General features: G+C 60.3%; 12 protein-coding genes, 1 tRNA gene and 2 pseudogenes. 3 read left to right on the top strand and 12 right to left on the bottom strand.

What is annotated here, in order from left to right; all coding sequences use genetic code 11:
- Positions 1-260 (bottom strand): annotated as a pseudogene (locus tag FJW08_RS32735) (hypothetical protein); the annotation flags it as partial.
- Between the two features lie 85 nt (positions 261-345).
- Positions 346-588 carry a hypothetical protein gene (locus tag FJW08_RS25120; RefSeq protein ID WP_140758014.1) on the bottom strand — a complete coding sequence of 81 codons (243 nt, stop codon included), beginning with the start codon at positions 586-588 and terminating at the stop codon, positions 346-348.
- Between the two features lie 516 nt (positions 589-1104).
- On the opposite strand from FJW08_RS25120, the gene FJW08_RS25115 reads away from it, so the two are divergent.
- Together FJW08_RS25115 and FJW08_RS33080 are read left to right on the top strand one after the other, a co-directional pair.
- Positions 1105-2175: a LysR family transcriptional regulator gene (locus FJW08_RS25115; protein WP_246682544.1), complete on the top strand. Its 1071-nt coding sequence runs from the start codon at positions 1105-1107 to the stop codon at positions 2173-2175.
- 433 nt (positions 2176-2608) lie between these two features.
- Positions 2609-2746, top strand: a pseudogene (locus FJW08_RS33080) (aldo/keto reductase); the annotation flags it as partial.
- A gap of 55 nt (positions 2747-2801) precedes the next feature.
- On the opposite strand, the gene FJW08_RS25105 reads toward FJW08_RS33080, so the two are convergent.
- From FJW08_RS25105 to FJW08_RS25090, 4 genes are all read right to left on the bottom strand, one after another.
- Positions 2802-3029 (bottom strand): hypothetical protein, encoded by a 228-nt coding sequence (locus FJW08_RS25105; RefSeq protein ID WP_140812719.1) that lies wholly within the window; start codon positions 3027-3029, stop codon positions 2802-2804.
- A gap of 288 nt (positions 3030-3317) precedes the next feature.
- A complete protein-coding gene (locus FJW08_RS25100; RefSeq protein WP_140812718.1) occupies positions 3318-4433 on the bottom strand; it encodes a Fic family protein in 1116 nt (371 codons plus the stop codon).
- A gap of 770 nt (positions 4434-5203) precedes the next feature.
- On the bottom strand, positions 5204-6562 hold the full coding sequence (locus FJW08_RS25095; protein ID WP_140812717.1) for a tyrosine-type recombinase/integrase: 1359 nt from the start codon (positions 6560-6562) through the stop codon (positions 5204-5206).
- A 136-nt stretch (positions 6563-6698) separates the two neighbouring features.
- Positions 6699-6783, bottom strand: a tRNA-Leu gene (locus FJW08_RS25090).
- Positions 6784-7017: 234 nt separating this feature from the next.
- Between FJW08_RS25090 and lipB the strand changes: the two genes are divergently transcribed.
- Complete coding sequence (lipB, locus tag FJW08_RS25085) at positions 7018-7761, top strand: lipoyl(octanoyl) transferase LipB (protein ID WP_140812716.1); 744 nt, start codon at positions 7018-7020, stop codon at positions 7759-7761.
- A gap of 7 nt (positions 7762-7768) precedes the next feature.
- On the opposite strand, the gene FJW08_RS25080 is transcribed toward lipB, so the two are convergent.
- The 6 genes from FJW08_RS25080 to mce all read right to left on the bottom strand — a co-directional run bounded on the left by FJW08_RS25080 (position 7769) and on the right by mce (position 14257).
- Positions 7769-9019 carry a site-2 protease family protein gene (locus FJW08_RS25080; RefSeq protein WP_140812715.1) on the bottom strand — a complete coding sequence of 417 codons (1251 nt, stop codon included), beginning with the start codon at positions 9017-9019 and terminating at the stop codon, positions 7769-7771.
- A 644-nt stretch (positions 9020-9663) separates the two neighbouring features.
- Positions 9664-10344, bottom strand: a complete 681-nt coding sequence (locus FJW08_RS25075; protein WP_135915676.1) for an ABC transporter ATP-binding protein — start codon at positions 10342-10344, stop codon at positions 9664-9666.
- On the bottom strand, positions 10344-11630 hold the full coding sequence (locus tag FJW08_RS25070; RefSeq protein ID WP_140812714.1) for a lipoprotein-releasing ABC transporter permease subunit: 1287 nt from the start codon (positions 11628-11630) through the stop codon (positions 10344-10346). The genes FJW08_RS25075 and FJW08_RS25070 overlap by 1 nt, the downstream gene beginning before the upstream one ends.
- Positions 11627-12955: a proline--tRNA ligase gene (gene proS / locus FJW08_RS25065; protein WP_140812713.1), complete on the bottom strand. Its 1329-nt coding sequence runs from the start codon at positions 12953-12955 to the stop codon at positions 11627-11629. The genes FJW08_RS25070 and proS overlap by 4 nt, the downstream gene beginning before the upstream one ends.
- Positions 12956-13571: 616 nt before the next feature.
- Positions 13572-13856 (bottom strand): DUF1467 family protein, encoded by a 285-nt coding sequence (locus FJW08_RS25060; RefSeq protein WP_140812712.1) that lies wholly within the window; start codon positions 13854-13856, stop codon positions 13572-13574.
- The gene (gene mce, locus FJW08_RS25055; RefSeq protein ID WP_140812711.1) at positions 13853-14257 is read right to left on the bottom strand and encodes a methylmalonyl-CoA epimerase; all 405 of its coding nucleotides are present in this window, start codon (positions 14255-14257) and stop codon (positions 13853-13855) included. Before mce ends, FJW08_RS25060 begins: the two co-directional genes overlap by 4 nt.
- Between the last annotated feature and the right edge of the window lie 359 nt (positions 14258-14616).

Below are 14616 nucleotides of genomic sequence, written 5' to 3'. Positions count from 1 at the left end.
TACCTATGCGGACGATATGAAACTGCTGAAGCAGGTTTTTCGATCGCGTTTGCCGCGAGCATGGGTTCGCGGAGGGCGGGCGCCCTCCTTGTTATCAACGTTGACGACTTCAACCTGACGGATGAATTTCTGGCGACCATGCTTGGTTCCCGTCGGTGGCCCGGCACATTTGCCTGCGCCGCGGGCTTGACCCCGCCAGTGGCCATGTTGTCCAGCGGCGGCTTGGCCTGCTCGGCCTTGGCGGCAACGTCCTGCGTCACCGGGACTTTCTTCTGGGCCTCCGCCGTTTGCGACAGGCAAGCACGACAAATTTCCCGACGGTTTTGCTCTCCTGGCTCTGTGGCCTCATGGTTTGAAACCAGACTCGTCGAGCACGGCGACCTGGTTGCCGTCGATGTAGAAGCGGATCGCGTGCGCCTCGTTGTCGATTTCTATGCGCGTCGGTTGCGCGGCCAGCGCCGCCGGGGCGGTCCTGGCATATTTCGAGGGAAAATCCCCAGCCGGTGCGTAGTGGAAGAGTAACGCCAATGCGATGCATCCGGCGGTGAATACAAGGAAGGTAAGTCTGGAAGAGGTGGTCGACGTCATCTAGTCATTCCTTCAGGTTGAAGTGGCATCTACGGTTCGGTTGCTCCAGAAATCGAAACATGACATTTGGCGTAACCAAGCTCTGTTCAAGGATTATGCCATATGACCACAGCTAGAAGGCGGCAGCGGTCAGCGGGCGAAAAAGTGATGGTACGTTCGGCGCGCATACGCGCGACCCGCGCACTAACGCCCAACAAGAATTCCGCGCAATAGATTTCAAATGTCGAGTTTTTCTTTACTAGCGGATCGTTATAGCCGCGCCAAAGAACCGCGGCTTTATGCTCGCCGACATCCGCTAGACACCTTCATCGATGCTAACCTTGGAGGTCACACCACATTGACTAGTATGACCTGGTAGACCCGATCACGCGGTCACGTCGCCTCATTGTTCGGAGGCAATCGCCGATACATTTGCAAGGCAACAAGGTCGAGAGATGCCAAGCTTACAATTGATATGCAGCGCATGGTTACTCATTTTGATTTAACAAAGTTACTGGAAGAACTGGAACAAATCCATTGCCCCACCTTTCGTTGATTCTGAATGATCAATGTCGCTTGAAGATACTTCTTCAATCATATGTCGACAGGTTTAATTATGTCGATGACGGTGCTGCTGTCTTGTGCTATGTTTTGTTCAGCCTGCTGCAGGAATTGCAGCGGTGGTGCCGGGGGCTGCCGATGCGTTACCTGAACTCCGCTCACCATATCGATGTGGTGGCCAAGACCGGTTCGATCCGCGCCGCCGCGGAATTGCTCGCCATAACCTCGACGGCGCTCAACCGGCGTATATTGGCGATGGAGGCCGAACTCGGCGTTGCGATTTTCGAGCGACTGCCTCACGGCGTGCGATTGTCAAGCGCCGGCGAACTTCTAGTGCAGCACATGCGCAACCAGTTATCCGATATGGAGCACGTGAAATCGCAGATTGCAGACCTTGCTGGCGCCCGGCGCGGCCATGTGGCGATCGCCTGCAGCCAGGCGCTATTGCCCTACCATTTGCCGATGCAGATCTCGCTCTACCGCAAGGAACATCCGAATGTGACCTTCGGAGTGCACCTGCGCGACCGGGAGGAGGCCGAGCGTGCCTTGGTCGATCACACGGCCGACATCGCCATCGTCTACGAGCCAACCCGGCTGGCTGCTTTCATGACGCTGATGCGGGTGCACCAGCCGGTGCATGCGGTTATGCGGCCCGATCATCCGCTGGCTTCTCGCGAGACGGTGCGCTTGCGCGCTTGCCTCGACTATCCAATCGCGCTTCCCACATCAAGTTACGGCGTGCGCTACCTGCTCGACATCGGGGCGCAATCGTCATCGCTGCAGCTGGAGCCGGTGATTCAATCGGACAGCTTCGAATTCCTGCGCAACCACGCTATCTCGGAGGATATCATCACCTTCCATTTCCCAATTGGCCTGTCCCACCAGACGATGACCGGTGACATGATCTCCCGGCCGCTCGACCCGCGCGACGTGCCCGCTGGCATGCTCTATGTCGGCCAACTCAAGGGCCGCACCCTGCCGGTGGCCGCTGCCCGTTTCGCCGACCAGCTTTCCGACTCGCTGGCGCAGCAGTATGACGTGTCATGATGGCACCTGCCACTCAGCTTGATGCACTGGATAAGGCTGTCGGGGTAAGCGTTGCCGGTGTATGCGCACCCGTCAGGTGCGCAGCGACACTGTCCGGGCCTTTGTCGGCCCACGACCTGCATGCCGACGATAGCAAAAGAACGCCCCGTCAATAGTGGGTCTTACGATGTAGCGGTCTCCCGCTACCACTTCAAACCCACTATCGTGTCCAACAGCGGGGGTCGCCGGGCTTCACGCACCAAGCGCGGGCGAGATTTCGTTCTTCGAACAGCACCTCGCGTAGCAAAAGCTGATGGCGCCGGTGTCCGCAGCACTGGCGCCGTCCTCGTATCAGAAATGGAGATGGCATGCTGAAGTTATGGATGAGCACTGCCGCCATCACGATTGGAACGGCCGGATCCGCCATGGCTCAACAGCGCATCGAAATATCTTCCTGAAGCGTAGCCCGGTCATGCTGCCGATCCCAGGTACCAGCCGCGTCTCTCATCTTGAGGAAAACGTGCCAGCCGCCGCGATCACGCTGACGGACGAAGAATATCAACAACTCGAGCAGGCTTCCCCGCGAGGCTGAAACGTGACCGCACCCGCCGCCGCACTGCATTCGGCTACGCTACGCGGTTTCTTCGTCAACCATGACTTGGCCGGCTACGAGGTCGCGGTGCATGCCGACATCCCGCGCCAAACTTGTTCTGGAAAATGACGAATTTTTCCAGGCTCTGTAGTACGGCGGATTTCTGCGGACCGATCCTCGCATAATCCGTTCTGATCCCGACAATCAGGTCCCGCCATTGCTGGTGCGTGAGCGCCTCGCCGACCGTGATATGAATCTCGCCCGACATGCCGGAGATATACACGTCGGTCTCACCGGCCTTGAGGCTGTAGTCCCAATGTATCCAGTTATCGCTTTCGTCCTTGCGCGGGAAGTTTTGAAAACCGTTCGGTTCGCCAAAGCGAGCTTTCAGATATCAATGGATGTCTACCGGCTTGAGCCGTGACCTGACCGCGAGAATGGCAGCGCCATCTCTTTTCCTAGGCTTCCGATCGCGGGTAACCCATTTCACGACCTCCTGCTTGGTAGCCCGCCACTCACCAATATTGAGACCGGCTGTTTAACAGCCTGTCCCTTGGTTCGCTGATGGAATTCACGCACGATCGTCGCGAATATTCAGCGTGTAACGTGTGTGTCGGAGTTCACCAGCTCTTGTCAGCGCACCCTTGGCAACCAGATCCTGCAGGTCCCTTGTCGCCGTGGCGCGCGACGCCTGGGTGACGGCGATGTAATTTTCGGCGCTGAGACCACCCTTGAAGCCATCGATACCTTCACGGAACATTCGATCGATCACCTTCTCCTGGCGCTCGTTGAACTGACCCCGATGGCGCTCGTAGAACTTGGCCTTGGCGACGGAGAATTCGACACGAGCAAGCGTTACGCGCTGCGCTTCAAGGATCGTGTTGGCGAAGTAGAGCAGCCAGTCGGTAATCGCGTTGCTCTTGTTGCTGGCTTCCAGGCTGTCGTAGTAGGCCTTGCGATGACGCTCGATTGTATAGGCCAGCGTGATTAGGCTCGGCTCGCCCAGATTTTGCGCCAGCGCCTTTTCGCAAAGGGCACGCCCTATGCGGCCGTTGCCGTCTTCGAACGGATGGATACTCTCAAAATAGAGATGCGCGATACCGGCGCGCGTCAGCGCGGGAAGCGGAGCCTTGCCTTTGGGCGCAGTATTGTTGAACCAGATGGTAAAAGCATCCATTTCGGCCTTCACGCGCGCTGAGGGCGGCGCCTCGAAATGCACTTTGGGCTTGTCCAGCCGATTGGAGACGATCTGCATCGGATCGGCATGCTGGCGGTAATTGCCGATAGTCTCAATGCGCCGTTCGGCCGACATCACCATCTTGTGCCAGGCGTAGAGGGTGCGATGAGAAAGCGGTTCCGCAAAATGCAAGTACACATCGGCCATCATTTCGGAGACGCCTCGCTCCGCTGGCGGAATGCGTCTGTTTTCAGCTCCAAGCCCAAGTTGCTGGCGTAAGGACGATTGCAGGCTCTCGCGGTTGAGATATTCTCCTTCGATGGCGGATGTCTTCAAAGCCTCTTCGCTGATAAGCTCGATGCGGATCTGATCGCGATCCTCGGAACCGACGTGACGAAAGACGCCGAGGAACTCGCCCGATCGCAATAGGAACTCGCTTTCCAGCGGGTCCAATGCCATCTTGTCGTAGGTAAAATGCGGCCAGTCGGCCTGCTCCCAATTCCATGCCATGAGCTATAGAGCGCCTCTCTATAACTCATAATAGCGAACAATGTGAGCTATAGCAATCTTACCTATGCCTCAGCCGGCACCCAATACATGGCCGTAAATACCCATATCTGGGCGCATCCGCCAAAGCCGGCCGGCCGGGCTCTCATGAACCGAACTCAAGCGAATATCGCGCAATATGCCGTTCATCTTCGCGCCGCCCCCGTAAATTCGGCATCGACCGTGAAGAAACCATACCCTTTCGGACTTCCCAGCCCGTTCTTACGCCGCAGCATCCTTTTGTGTGATCGGTCAGATCGAAAACTTCCAACAAGCACCTTGCCGAAGCATCCTCCTGTCCGCGAGCAGGCCAGCGCCCGCACGTCAAATTTCGCGGACTGCACGATGCCCAAATTGGAAATAGATCATTCTCGAAACAGCGAGCCTACCGGAGCCGCAACAAACGAACGCCGCGGCCCTCGCCGTTGGAGAAACCGTGTTGAGAATGAGGGTCGCCTTGCCTCAGATGCCGCTCGGCCTGTCGACATCGGCTTTCAATCTCATACCAGTGACCAGGTGGAGGACTGCTGGGGAGATCGGAAACGCAGTGATGCAAAAGTCCTTTTTCTTCCACGGGTCGAAAAGGCCCTCGCCTATGTTGCCCATTTGATCGAGACACGGCCAGAAGGCGAAAGCTATTGGCCGATTTTCGAGCGCCTGGAGCACGAGCGAGAGCAATTGGCGTCCCGGGCAGATCGCCTGCGTGCTGCCAAGGGTCGGATTTAGTCGTCCGCCTATGCAAGGATCGCAGGATCGAAGGGTAGGACGATTTTCTTGAGCTGATCGCGCCGCCATTCCAACGAACCGCCGTCCCCGTATTGCGGCCGGTCATTGGCGTGTCCCATCAGCCGGCACCTCAAATCGTAATCCAGCCCCGCTTCCTGCATTCGCTTTTCGAAAGAATGGCGGATCGAATAGACACTGTGCTCCTCAGAGGGCAACAGCTTTGCCGATCTGAGGCCCTTCATGAGGGTTGCCGAAAGGTTGGTCTCTTTGTCACTGTAACGAGGGAATCCCTTTGGCGCGCGCTTCATGGCTTCGAGCGAGACACCAAGAAGCGGAATTTCGCGAATGCTCGACTCTGTCTTGATCAGGCGGTCCGGCTGAAACCGGATGGCGAGATGGGGGACCGGATGATTGAGCCTTATGTTCTCTGGTCTCAGATTGCAGATCTCGGAGGGCCGGCAGCCGGTCTCGATCAAGGCGAGGAAAATGAGCCGGGCATCATCGTTGAGACGGCCAAACGCGCCAGGCACAAGGAACTTGGTCTTTATCCACTCGGCTTCGAACGGAGGAACCACACGCCGGTCGCTTTTGCGGTTGCGAAACGACAGACCGTCAAAAGGGTTCCGGATATCGAGCGCGAGCCAGTTCGCGTAGGTTTTGAACAGTTTCCGCATATTGCCGAAACTACGATTTGCGGTGTTTGAGGACATGCGCTTCCCGCCTTTGGAGCCTTTCACGCGGTCGAGCCAGAATTCGTAATACCTCTGGGCATCGGCCCGTGTGATCTCAAGAAGTGGCTTGTTGTCGACGACCGATATGAAGCTTTCCGCCGCATATCTCTTCACCTTTTTCCAGGACGCGAATTGGTATTCGCTCATGCCCCGCGCCTCGTCGGCGGCCATAGTGTTGAAATAATACTCCGTGGCTTCCCGGACGGTAAGCGCCGGCCTCTCATGCGCGCCAAGAAGTGCGGGCGCCTCTCGCCCGCCTGAGCCTTTCGCTTTTTCGACGCGTCGCAGGATCTCGTCCAGCGAACGGCTGGCGGCAAGGTTCGCGGATGACAGGTATTCGAAACCAAGGGCCAGGGCACGGGTTCTCGCGGCATTGTAAGCGGACACGACGGATTCGGCCTGATGTCCGTCGGCGAGTCCCGACCAATAGAGATCGTCGGCCTTCTCGAAGGCATCGCGCTTGATGCGGGCGACTTCGTGGGAGGAGGTTTTCAGTGAAACCTGGATTGTTCCGCGCGGATCGAAGCCCGCGACGTGGGCCGGGACACGTCGGACGTAATGCCATCTCGATGCGCGTTTTTTTAGATATCGATCAGGGTCTGGCGAGCTTGAAGAGGACGGTATTTTCTTGGCCATATCGAACACCCGGCATGATTGCCGATGATGTAACGTGCAGTGCAATTTGTAGTGCAAATCTGGCCAAACTGTCAATAAAAAAGGCGGCAAAGCCGCCTATTTTATTTTAAAATCAGCCACTTACCGATTTTGCCAATGGTGCGGTCGAGAAGACTCGAACTTCCACGGGTTGCCCCACAGCGACCTCAACGCTGCGCGTCTACCAATTCCGCCACGACCGCACGTGGTAGGAGCCGGAACCGACCGGCTCGCGGCGTGTAGCAAATCGTTTCCGGCGAAACAAGTGCGTCGCGAGCAATAATGTCAGGCAATTGGCATAACGTTCCACAGGATTGCAACGAGCATCCGGAACTGGACGTTTGCGCCCGATATCGCCATATGGAGGCCAAAGGCATGTCGCCCAAAAGTGCAAGGCGGTTTTGGGACCACGACATGCATAAGCAAAGCGACATGCCATGACAGAACGCAGCCAGATCGCCACGTCGTTCCTGCCCTTGCCCGGTTCGGCGCCGGTCGAATGGCTGGTCGAGCCCGGCCTTACCGCCTATCCTGATGCGCTGGCCTTCATGGAAGCGCGTGCGGACGCAATCCGCAGCGGAGCTGCCGGCGAAATGGTCTGGCTGGTCGAACATCCGCCGCTCTATACCGCAGGCACCAGCGCCCGCATCGAGGACCTGATCGAGCCTGACCGCTTTCCGGTCTTCGCGGCCGGACGCGGCGGCGAATACACCTATCACGGACCCGGCCAGCGGGTTGCCTATGTCATGCTCGACCTGAAGCGCCGGCGCGAGGACGTGCGCGCCTTCGTCGCGGCGCTCGAACAATGGATCATCGGTACGCTCGCCGCCTTCAACGTGCGCGGCGAGCGCCGCGAGGACCGGGTCGGCGTCTGGGTGGTGCGGCCGGACTGCCCCGCTTTGCCTGACGGCTCGCCGGCCGAGGACAAGATCGCGGCGATCGGCATCCGGCTGCGTCGCTGGGTGAGCTTCCACGGCATCGCCATCAATGTCGAGCCGGACCTCGCCCATTTCGGCGGCATTGTTCCTTGCGGTGTCTCGGACCACGGCGTCACCAGCCTCGTCGACCTCGGCCTTCCCCTGACGATGGCCGACCTTGATCTCGCGCTGAAATCCGCGTTCGAGGATGTGTTCGGTCCTGCCGAGGCCTTGCCCGCCGAAGCGGCCCGCAAGACCGGCTGACGGTGCTTCAGATCAGTTGCCCTGACGCCCACAACACGCCGCAGCCATGGATGGCGAACACCGCCAGCAAGGCCCCTGCGATCACGAAACGGTCGCCGGTGCCGATCGGCTCCAGTTCGTGACGTGGCTTCACCCCGCTGCCGACGGTGAGCAGGCTGAGGATCGAAAAGACCGCACCGGCCGCGAGCAGGAAGCCGGAGGAAAAACCAGCCCGCCAGCCGAGCGCCAGAAAGGCCGAAAGTAGCGAGAAGGACGCCAGCGCCAGGACGACCGGCCCCGGGCAGATCTGGCGCAGCACCTGGCCGCCGTCGAATTTCCACACCGGCACCAGATTGGCGATGTTGAACAGGGCCACGCAGCCTGCAAGCGCGGCCAGCAGCGCGGCCGCGGCCTTGTGACCCTCGTTGCCGGCAAGCACGCTGGCGGCAATGACGATCGGCACCAGGAAGGCTGAGAACCCCGCCCCCATCGACGCCACGAAGGCAACTTCGAAACGGCTGTTGTAGGGCCGGCCGCCAATGGCGATGCCGCCAAGCAGCGGGATGAAGATCATCCGCGCCCTGCGATGGCCGGTCAGCCGGAACGCCGCCATGTGGCCGAGTTCGTGCAGTGCCACCACCGACGTCAGGATCGCGGCCAGCGCCAGCCCGCCGAGATGAAGGCCGAAAAACGGCCACAGCATCAATGCCGACAGCACGGCAAAGCCGACCTGACTCAGCGGATGCTCGAACCAGCCGCCCTTGCGATACTGCCCGGTCCTTGCCCAACGCTGCAGCTTGGAGAGCTCGCGGCGCATGGCGAAGTAACGGAACACCAGGAAGGCGACGCCGCGGTACCGGTCGGTCCGGCTGAGCGTCACGCGTGTACCGCTGCCCTCCGAAACCAGTTCGGCGGTCTCGGCATAGTCCTTCCAGAACGAGCCATCGAGCGCGGTGTCCTCGATCACCCGCATCGAGAAGCGGCTGCCCTCGACGACATCTTCGAACCGCGCCCTGCGCTCGATCGGCTTGCCGTCGCGGCCTTCCCACGACAGCATGATGCGAGCCACGCCCTCTTCGTCCAGCGGCTGCGCCGACAGGATCTCGCCGGACCAGCCGGCATCGCTTCCAAGCGGCCACAGCGCCTGCCACAGGCGCTGCCGGTCCATTGCCACGATGCGGCTGGACCGGACCGTGCGCAAACCAAGCGGCACGGTCATCAAGAGAAAGATCAGCCCGAGATTGCTGGCCACGAGAATGGCCGTGACGATGGGCGACACTGGACGTTGCTCCTGCCTGGAGGCGCACCCTAACGTCGCGGCGGCAAGAAAAGCTTAACGGCGGAGCGGCTTATGGCCATAGGGAACAGCGATGGCGGATGCCGCCAGCTCACATGGCTCCGATCCAGATCGCCATGGAAACAAGAAACGCGCTCATGCAAACCAGCGAGATGACATCCTGAACCAGATCGGTCATAACTCTCTCCTGTTGTGGATATGTTTCCAATTTGTTCTAATTTTGTTCCAATGTCAATCGCTAGGAGATATGGTGACGGGTGGGAATTTTGCACGGTTAGCGAAAGGTTAATCGCTCGCCTGAGGCCCGGTTGAAAGCGTGGCGGCGTAGGCTTCCACTCCCGGAGGATCAGGATTAGCGCGCGCTTGTATTAAAGTTTGGCCGAGACGATAGTTCTTGGGCTGAGGCACTGCTGAGCGAAGGATATGGGGAAATACGGAGGCGCAAATCAAGGTGACCGCTGGCGAAAGCGGATGCGACAGGGCCGCAGGCGACGCCTCTCTCGTAATTTTGTAGTTTGGCTGCTCATTCTGGCGACGAGCGCGATATCGTCCACGCTGATCGCAATGAACGCTCACTGGCGATTCTAAGCCATCTCCGCACGGTACACCCCGGGCGAAACCATTCCTTAAAGCGGCACCACCTTGCCGTCGGCGAGCGTGACACGCCGGTCCATGCGCGATGCCAGCTCGTGATTGTGCGTGGCGATCAGCGCGGCGAGTCCCGATTGCCGCACCAGCGCTTCCAGCGCCTCGAAGACATAAGAGGCGGTGACCGGGTCGAGGTTGCCGGTCGGCTCGTCGGCGAGCAGCACCAGCGGCGCATTGGCAACGGCGCGCGCAATGGCGACTCGCTGCTGCTCGCCGCCGGACAGCTCGGATGGCCGGTGCGATGCCCGCTTGCCGATCTGCATGTAATCGAGCAGCTGCGCCGCGCGCTCGCCCGCTTCCTTGCGCGGCAGCCCCTTGATGAGCTGCGGCATCATGATGTTTTCCAGCGCCGAAAACTCCGGCAGCAGATGATGGAACTGGTAGACGAAGCCGACATCGTTGCGGCGGATCGAGGTGCGCTCATCGTCGGACAACCGGCCGCAGGCCCGGCCGGACAGGATCACGTCGCCGGCGTCAGGACGCTCCAGCAGGCCCGCCGTGTGCAGCAGCGTCGACTTGCCGGTGCCCGACGGCGCCACCAGCGCCACCATCTCGCCGCGCCGAAGCGAAAAGTCGGCGCCGTTCAGGATGGTGAGCTTGCGCGGCCCCTGGACATAGTGCCGCTCGACGCTCTTCAGCTCGATAATGACCTCGGCCACTACTCGTACCTCAAGGCTTCGACCGGATCGAGGCGGGCCGCCCGCCACGCTGGAAACACCGTTGCCAGGAAGGACAGCGCCAGCGCCATGATGATGACGTAGGTCGTCTCGCGCGGATCCATCTTCGCCGGCAACTGGCTGAGGAAATACAGCTCCGGATTGAACAGCACCTTGCCGGTCATCCAGGAGAAGAATTGGCGGATCGATTCGATGTTGGTGCAGATCACCACGCCGAGCAGCACGCCGGCGAGCGTGCCCGTCACACCGATCGCTGCCCCCGTCATCAGGAAGATGCGCAGGATGGCGCCGCGCGAGGCGCCCATGGTGCGCAGGATGGCGATGTCATGCCCCTTGTCCTTCACCAGCATGATCAGTCCGGAAATGATGTTGAGCGCCGCCACCAGCACGATCAGCGTCAGGATCATGAACATGACGTTGCGCTCGACCTGCAGGGCGGAAAAGAAGGTCTCGTTGCGCTGGCGCCAGTCGACGAGGTCGATGGGGCGTTGTGCCGCCTCTTCCACCTTGGGTTTCAGCGCGTCGACATCATCGGGATTGTCGACATAGATTTCGATCGTCTGCGCCCGGCCGTCCATGTTGAAATAGAGCTGCGCCTCGGAGAACGGCATGTAGACGATGGAGCTGTCATATTCCGACATGCCGACTTCGAAGATCGCGGCGATCTTGTAGCCCTTCATGCGCGGCGTGGTACCGAGCGGCGTCACATCCCCGTCCGGCGAGATCAAGGTGATGGTGTCGCCGAGCGCCAAGCCGAGATTCTCGGCCATGCGCTTGCCGATGGCGACGCCGTCGCCCGTATCGAAGCCTTCGAGCGAACCCTGTTTGATGTTTTTGGCCACGATGGCGATCTTGCCGAGGTCTTCACCCCTGATACCGCGCACCAGCGCGCCGGTGCCGCCGCCCACATTGCCTTGCGCCAGCACCTGGCCATCGATCAGCGGAATGGCGTATTTGACCCCGGGCACGCCGTTGATGCGGCTGGCGACCTGGGCATAGTCCTCGAGCGGCGAATCGAGCGGCTGCACGATCAGATGGCCGTTGACGCCGAGGATGCGTGTCAGAAGCTCGGCGCGGAACCCGTTCATGACGGCCATGACGACGATCAGCGTGGCGACGCCCAGCATGATGCCGAGAAAGGAGATCGAGGCGATCACCGAGATCACCGTCTCCTTGCGCCGCGAGCGCAAATAGCGCCACGCAACCGTGCGTTCGAAGATTGAGAACGGGCCGGCGCCCGCCGATCTCGCTGCCGCCGCCTCGCTCATGCGGGGGCACCGAAACGTTTTTTCGCGTCGGCGATCGGCAGCGTCACGCGCTCGCCGCTCTTGCGATTCTTGATCTCGATCTCGCCGGCGGCCACGCCGCGCGGTCCGACGATCACTTGCCAGGGCAGGCCGATCAGGTCGGCGGTGGCGAACTTGCCGCCCGGCCGCTGGTCCGTATCGTCGTAGAGCACATCCTTGCCGGCGGCGGTGAAGGCAGCGTTGAGCTCGTCGCAGACGCGATCGCACTCGGCGTCGCCCGCCTTCATGTTGATCAGGCAGATATCGAACGGCGCCACCGCGTCCGGCCAGATGATGCCGTTCTCGTCGTGGCTCGCCTCGATGATCGCCGCGACCAGCCGCGACGGGCCGATGCCGTATGAGCCGCCCGAGGCGAAATGATCCTTGCCGTCGGGGCCCGTCACCTTGGCGCCCATCGGCTTGGAGTATTTCTCGCCGAAGTGGAAGATATGGCCGACCTCGATGCCGCGCGCCGACACCTGGTCGCCTGTCGGGACCTTCTCCCAGGCCGCCTCGTCATGCATCTCGTCGGTGGCGGCGTAGGGCGTCGTCCACGTCTTGACGATGTCTGCTATCTCGCCGTCATTGGCGAAGTCGGTTTCCGCTCCGGGCACGGCAAGCGACAGATAATCGCGATGGCAGAAGACCTGGCTTTCACCGGTATCGGCCAGGATGATGAATTCGTGGCTGAGATCGCCGCCGATCGGCCCCGTGTCGGCCCGCATCGGGATCGCCTGCAGGCCCATGCGGGTGAAGGTCCTGAGATAGGAGACGAACATCCTGTTATAGGCGGCTCTCGCGCCCTCGAAGTCGAGATCGAAGGAATAGGCATCCTTCATCAGGAATTCGCGCGAACGCATCACGCCGAAGCGCGGCCGCACCTCGTCACGGAACTTCCACTGAATATGGTAGAGGTTGAGCGGCAGGTCCTTGTAGGACTTGACGTAGGCGCGAAAAATCTCGGTGACCATTTCCTCGTTGGTCGGTCCGTAGAGCATGTCACGGTCCTGACGGTCCTTGATGCGCAGCATCTCTTTGCCGTAATCGTTGTAACGGCCGCTCTCGCGCCACAGGTCGGCCGACTGGATGGTCGGCATCAGGATCTCCAGCGCGCCGGCGCGGTTCTGCTCCTCGCGGATGATCTTGCAGACCTTGTCCAGCACCCGCTTGCCCAACGGCAGCCAGGAAAAACTGCCCTGCCCCTGCTGGCGGATCATGCCGGCGCGCAGCATCAACCGATGCGAGACGATTTCGGCCTCGCGCGGATTTTCTTTGAGGATAGGCAGGAAATAGCGCGACAAACGCATGAACTGGTCCGTGAATGAGAATGGCCATGCCAGAATCGGCAGGGCGCAGGCTTGCTTGCCCCGGCTTCATAGCGATTTCATGACGGAATGGAAACCCGGCCATCCCACCACATCAGCCCCTTCCGCCCCGGAATCCCGCGCTTCCGGATCAGTCCGCACCGACAATGGAACGCACCGAACCTCTTCGGAGAGAGCCGCCAATTCTTTGCGCGCGTCAATCGCGAACATGCCGCAAAGGCTGTCTCGACATTGCCTGGTCGTTTCAAAAGCAAAGCCTGCCGCACTATTGTGCAGTGCAGCACGAGAATGCCCGTTTCAAGGCAAAATTCTTCGTGACATTTTCATTTCCGTTAGGCTAATGTGCCCCGATAACCGAGAGGGCAGAAACAAATCTGCCTTCCTACGCGGTCAAAGTCTTGGGAGGATGCGATCTAGGCGCGGTTACTCGCTGCCGCCGGATACCGGAAACAGATCGGACGCGTTTAATTGCAAGGCCTTGTGCCTTGCATTTTTTTTGTGCAATCATCTGGTTAGCGCCGCGAATTGCCAGGCTACATGACCTTGCGTCAGCAGCCCATGGCCGCCGGGCGGGGCGGCATCTCAATCCCAGGACTTTCTATTTCGTTGGGGTCTGGCCGAAATCCGGCACGATGTGCGGGATGTCGTTGAGGCTGTATCCCAGCCCGTGCGTCAAACCATAGAAAATGCTCATCAGGATCGCCGTCGCGATGGTGGTGCGGATCACGGCACGCAACATATGCGGCCCGCGCGGGGCGCTCGGAACCGTGCCCAGCGTCACGTCGTGATCGTCGTCCTGCGTCTTGACGCTGAACGGCAGAACGGCAAACAGCACCACCCACCAGGTCGCGAAAAACAGGGCGGTGAACGAGACCCAGTTCATGATTGCTCCAGTTCAATCAGCGTACCGAAGAAATCCTTCGGATGCAGGAACAGCACCGGCTTGCCGTGCGCACCTACCTTGGGATTGCCGTCGCCAAGCACGCGGGCGCCGGCGGCCTTGAGCTGGTCGCGCGCGGCCAGGATGTCGTCGACCTCGTAGCACAGATGATGCATACCGCCCGACGGGTTCTTCTCGAGGAACGCCGCGATCGGCGAGCGCTCGCCAAGCGGCTCCAGCAATTCGATCTTGGTGTTGCCGACATTGACGAACACCACGGTGACGCCATGCTCCGGCAAGGCCTGCGGCTCGGTCACTTCGGCGCCGAGTGTGTTGCGGTAAGCTGCAATGGCGGCAGCCAAATCCGGCACCGCAAGCGCGACATGGTTCAGCCGTCCGAGCATGTCCGAGCTTTTTCTCCCAGCTCCAATATTGGCGTCATACGTCAAATCAACCGAGACCAACAGCCATTCAGGAGGCGCGCACTGTCGCACCTCTTCCAACCGGTATCTGCAAAGCACAAAGGGAAATGTCCGGAATCAGCCCTGCCCGCGCCCGCGGTTTCACCTTCGATCTCGGGTCGTTCAAGTTGCCGCCCCGCTCGACGCCGTCGATATCAGACAGGCTTGCATCGGCCTTCGCGGCCGGACAGCCGCCGGCGGCCCCTGCTGGCCACCGGCCATCCCATGCGATTTTCCAGGCCTGGGCTACATCGAATCGGCGAAGCGTACTTTTCGCTGGCTTCCCGTCGGCTGCCAGCTGA

The sequence above is a fragment of the Mesorhizobium sp. B3-2-1 genome, from assembly GCF_006439515.1.
In the GTDB taxonomy this organism is placed as follows: domain Bacteria; phylum Pseudomonadota; class Alphaproteobacteria; order Rhizobiales; family Rhizobiaceae; genus Mesorhizobium.
This window is presented reverse-complemented; position numbering and strand designations above follow the sequence as displayed.

Bases quoted from the DNA above. Each gene is read 5' to 3' on its own strand.
- FJW08_RS25120 (WP_140758014.1), bottom strand. From the start codon at position 588: ATGACGTCGACCACCTCTTCCAGACTTACCTTCCTTGTATTCACCGCC.
- FJW08_RS25100 (WP_140812718.1), bottom strand. From the start codon at position 4,433: ATGGCATGGAATTGGGAGCAGGCCGACTGGCCGCATTTTACCTACGAC.
- FJW08_RS25095 (WP_140812717.1), bottom strand. From the start codon at position 6,562: ATGGCCAAGAAAATACCGTCCTCTTCAAGCTCGCCAGACCCTGATCGA.
- lipB (WP_140812716.1), top strand. From the start codon at position 7,018: ATGACAGAACGCAGCCAGATCGCCACGTCGTTCCTGCCCTTGCCCGGT.
- FJW08_RS25070 (WP_140812714.1), bottom strand. From the start codon at position 11,630: ATGAGCGAGGCGGCGGCAGCGAGATCGGCGGGCGCCGGCCCGTTCTCA.
- proS (WP_140812713.1), bottom strand. From the start codon at position 12,955: ATGCGTTTGTCGCGCTATTTCCTGCCTATCCTCAAAGAAAATCCGCGC.
- FJW08_RS25060 (WP_140812712.1), bottom strand. From the start codon at position 13,856: ATGAACTGGGTCTCGTTCACCGCCCTGTTTTTCGCGACCTGGTGGGTG.
- mce (WP_140812711.1), bottom strand. From the start codon at position 14,257: ATGCTCGGACGGCTGAACCATGTCGCGCTTGCGGTGCCGGATTTGGCT.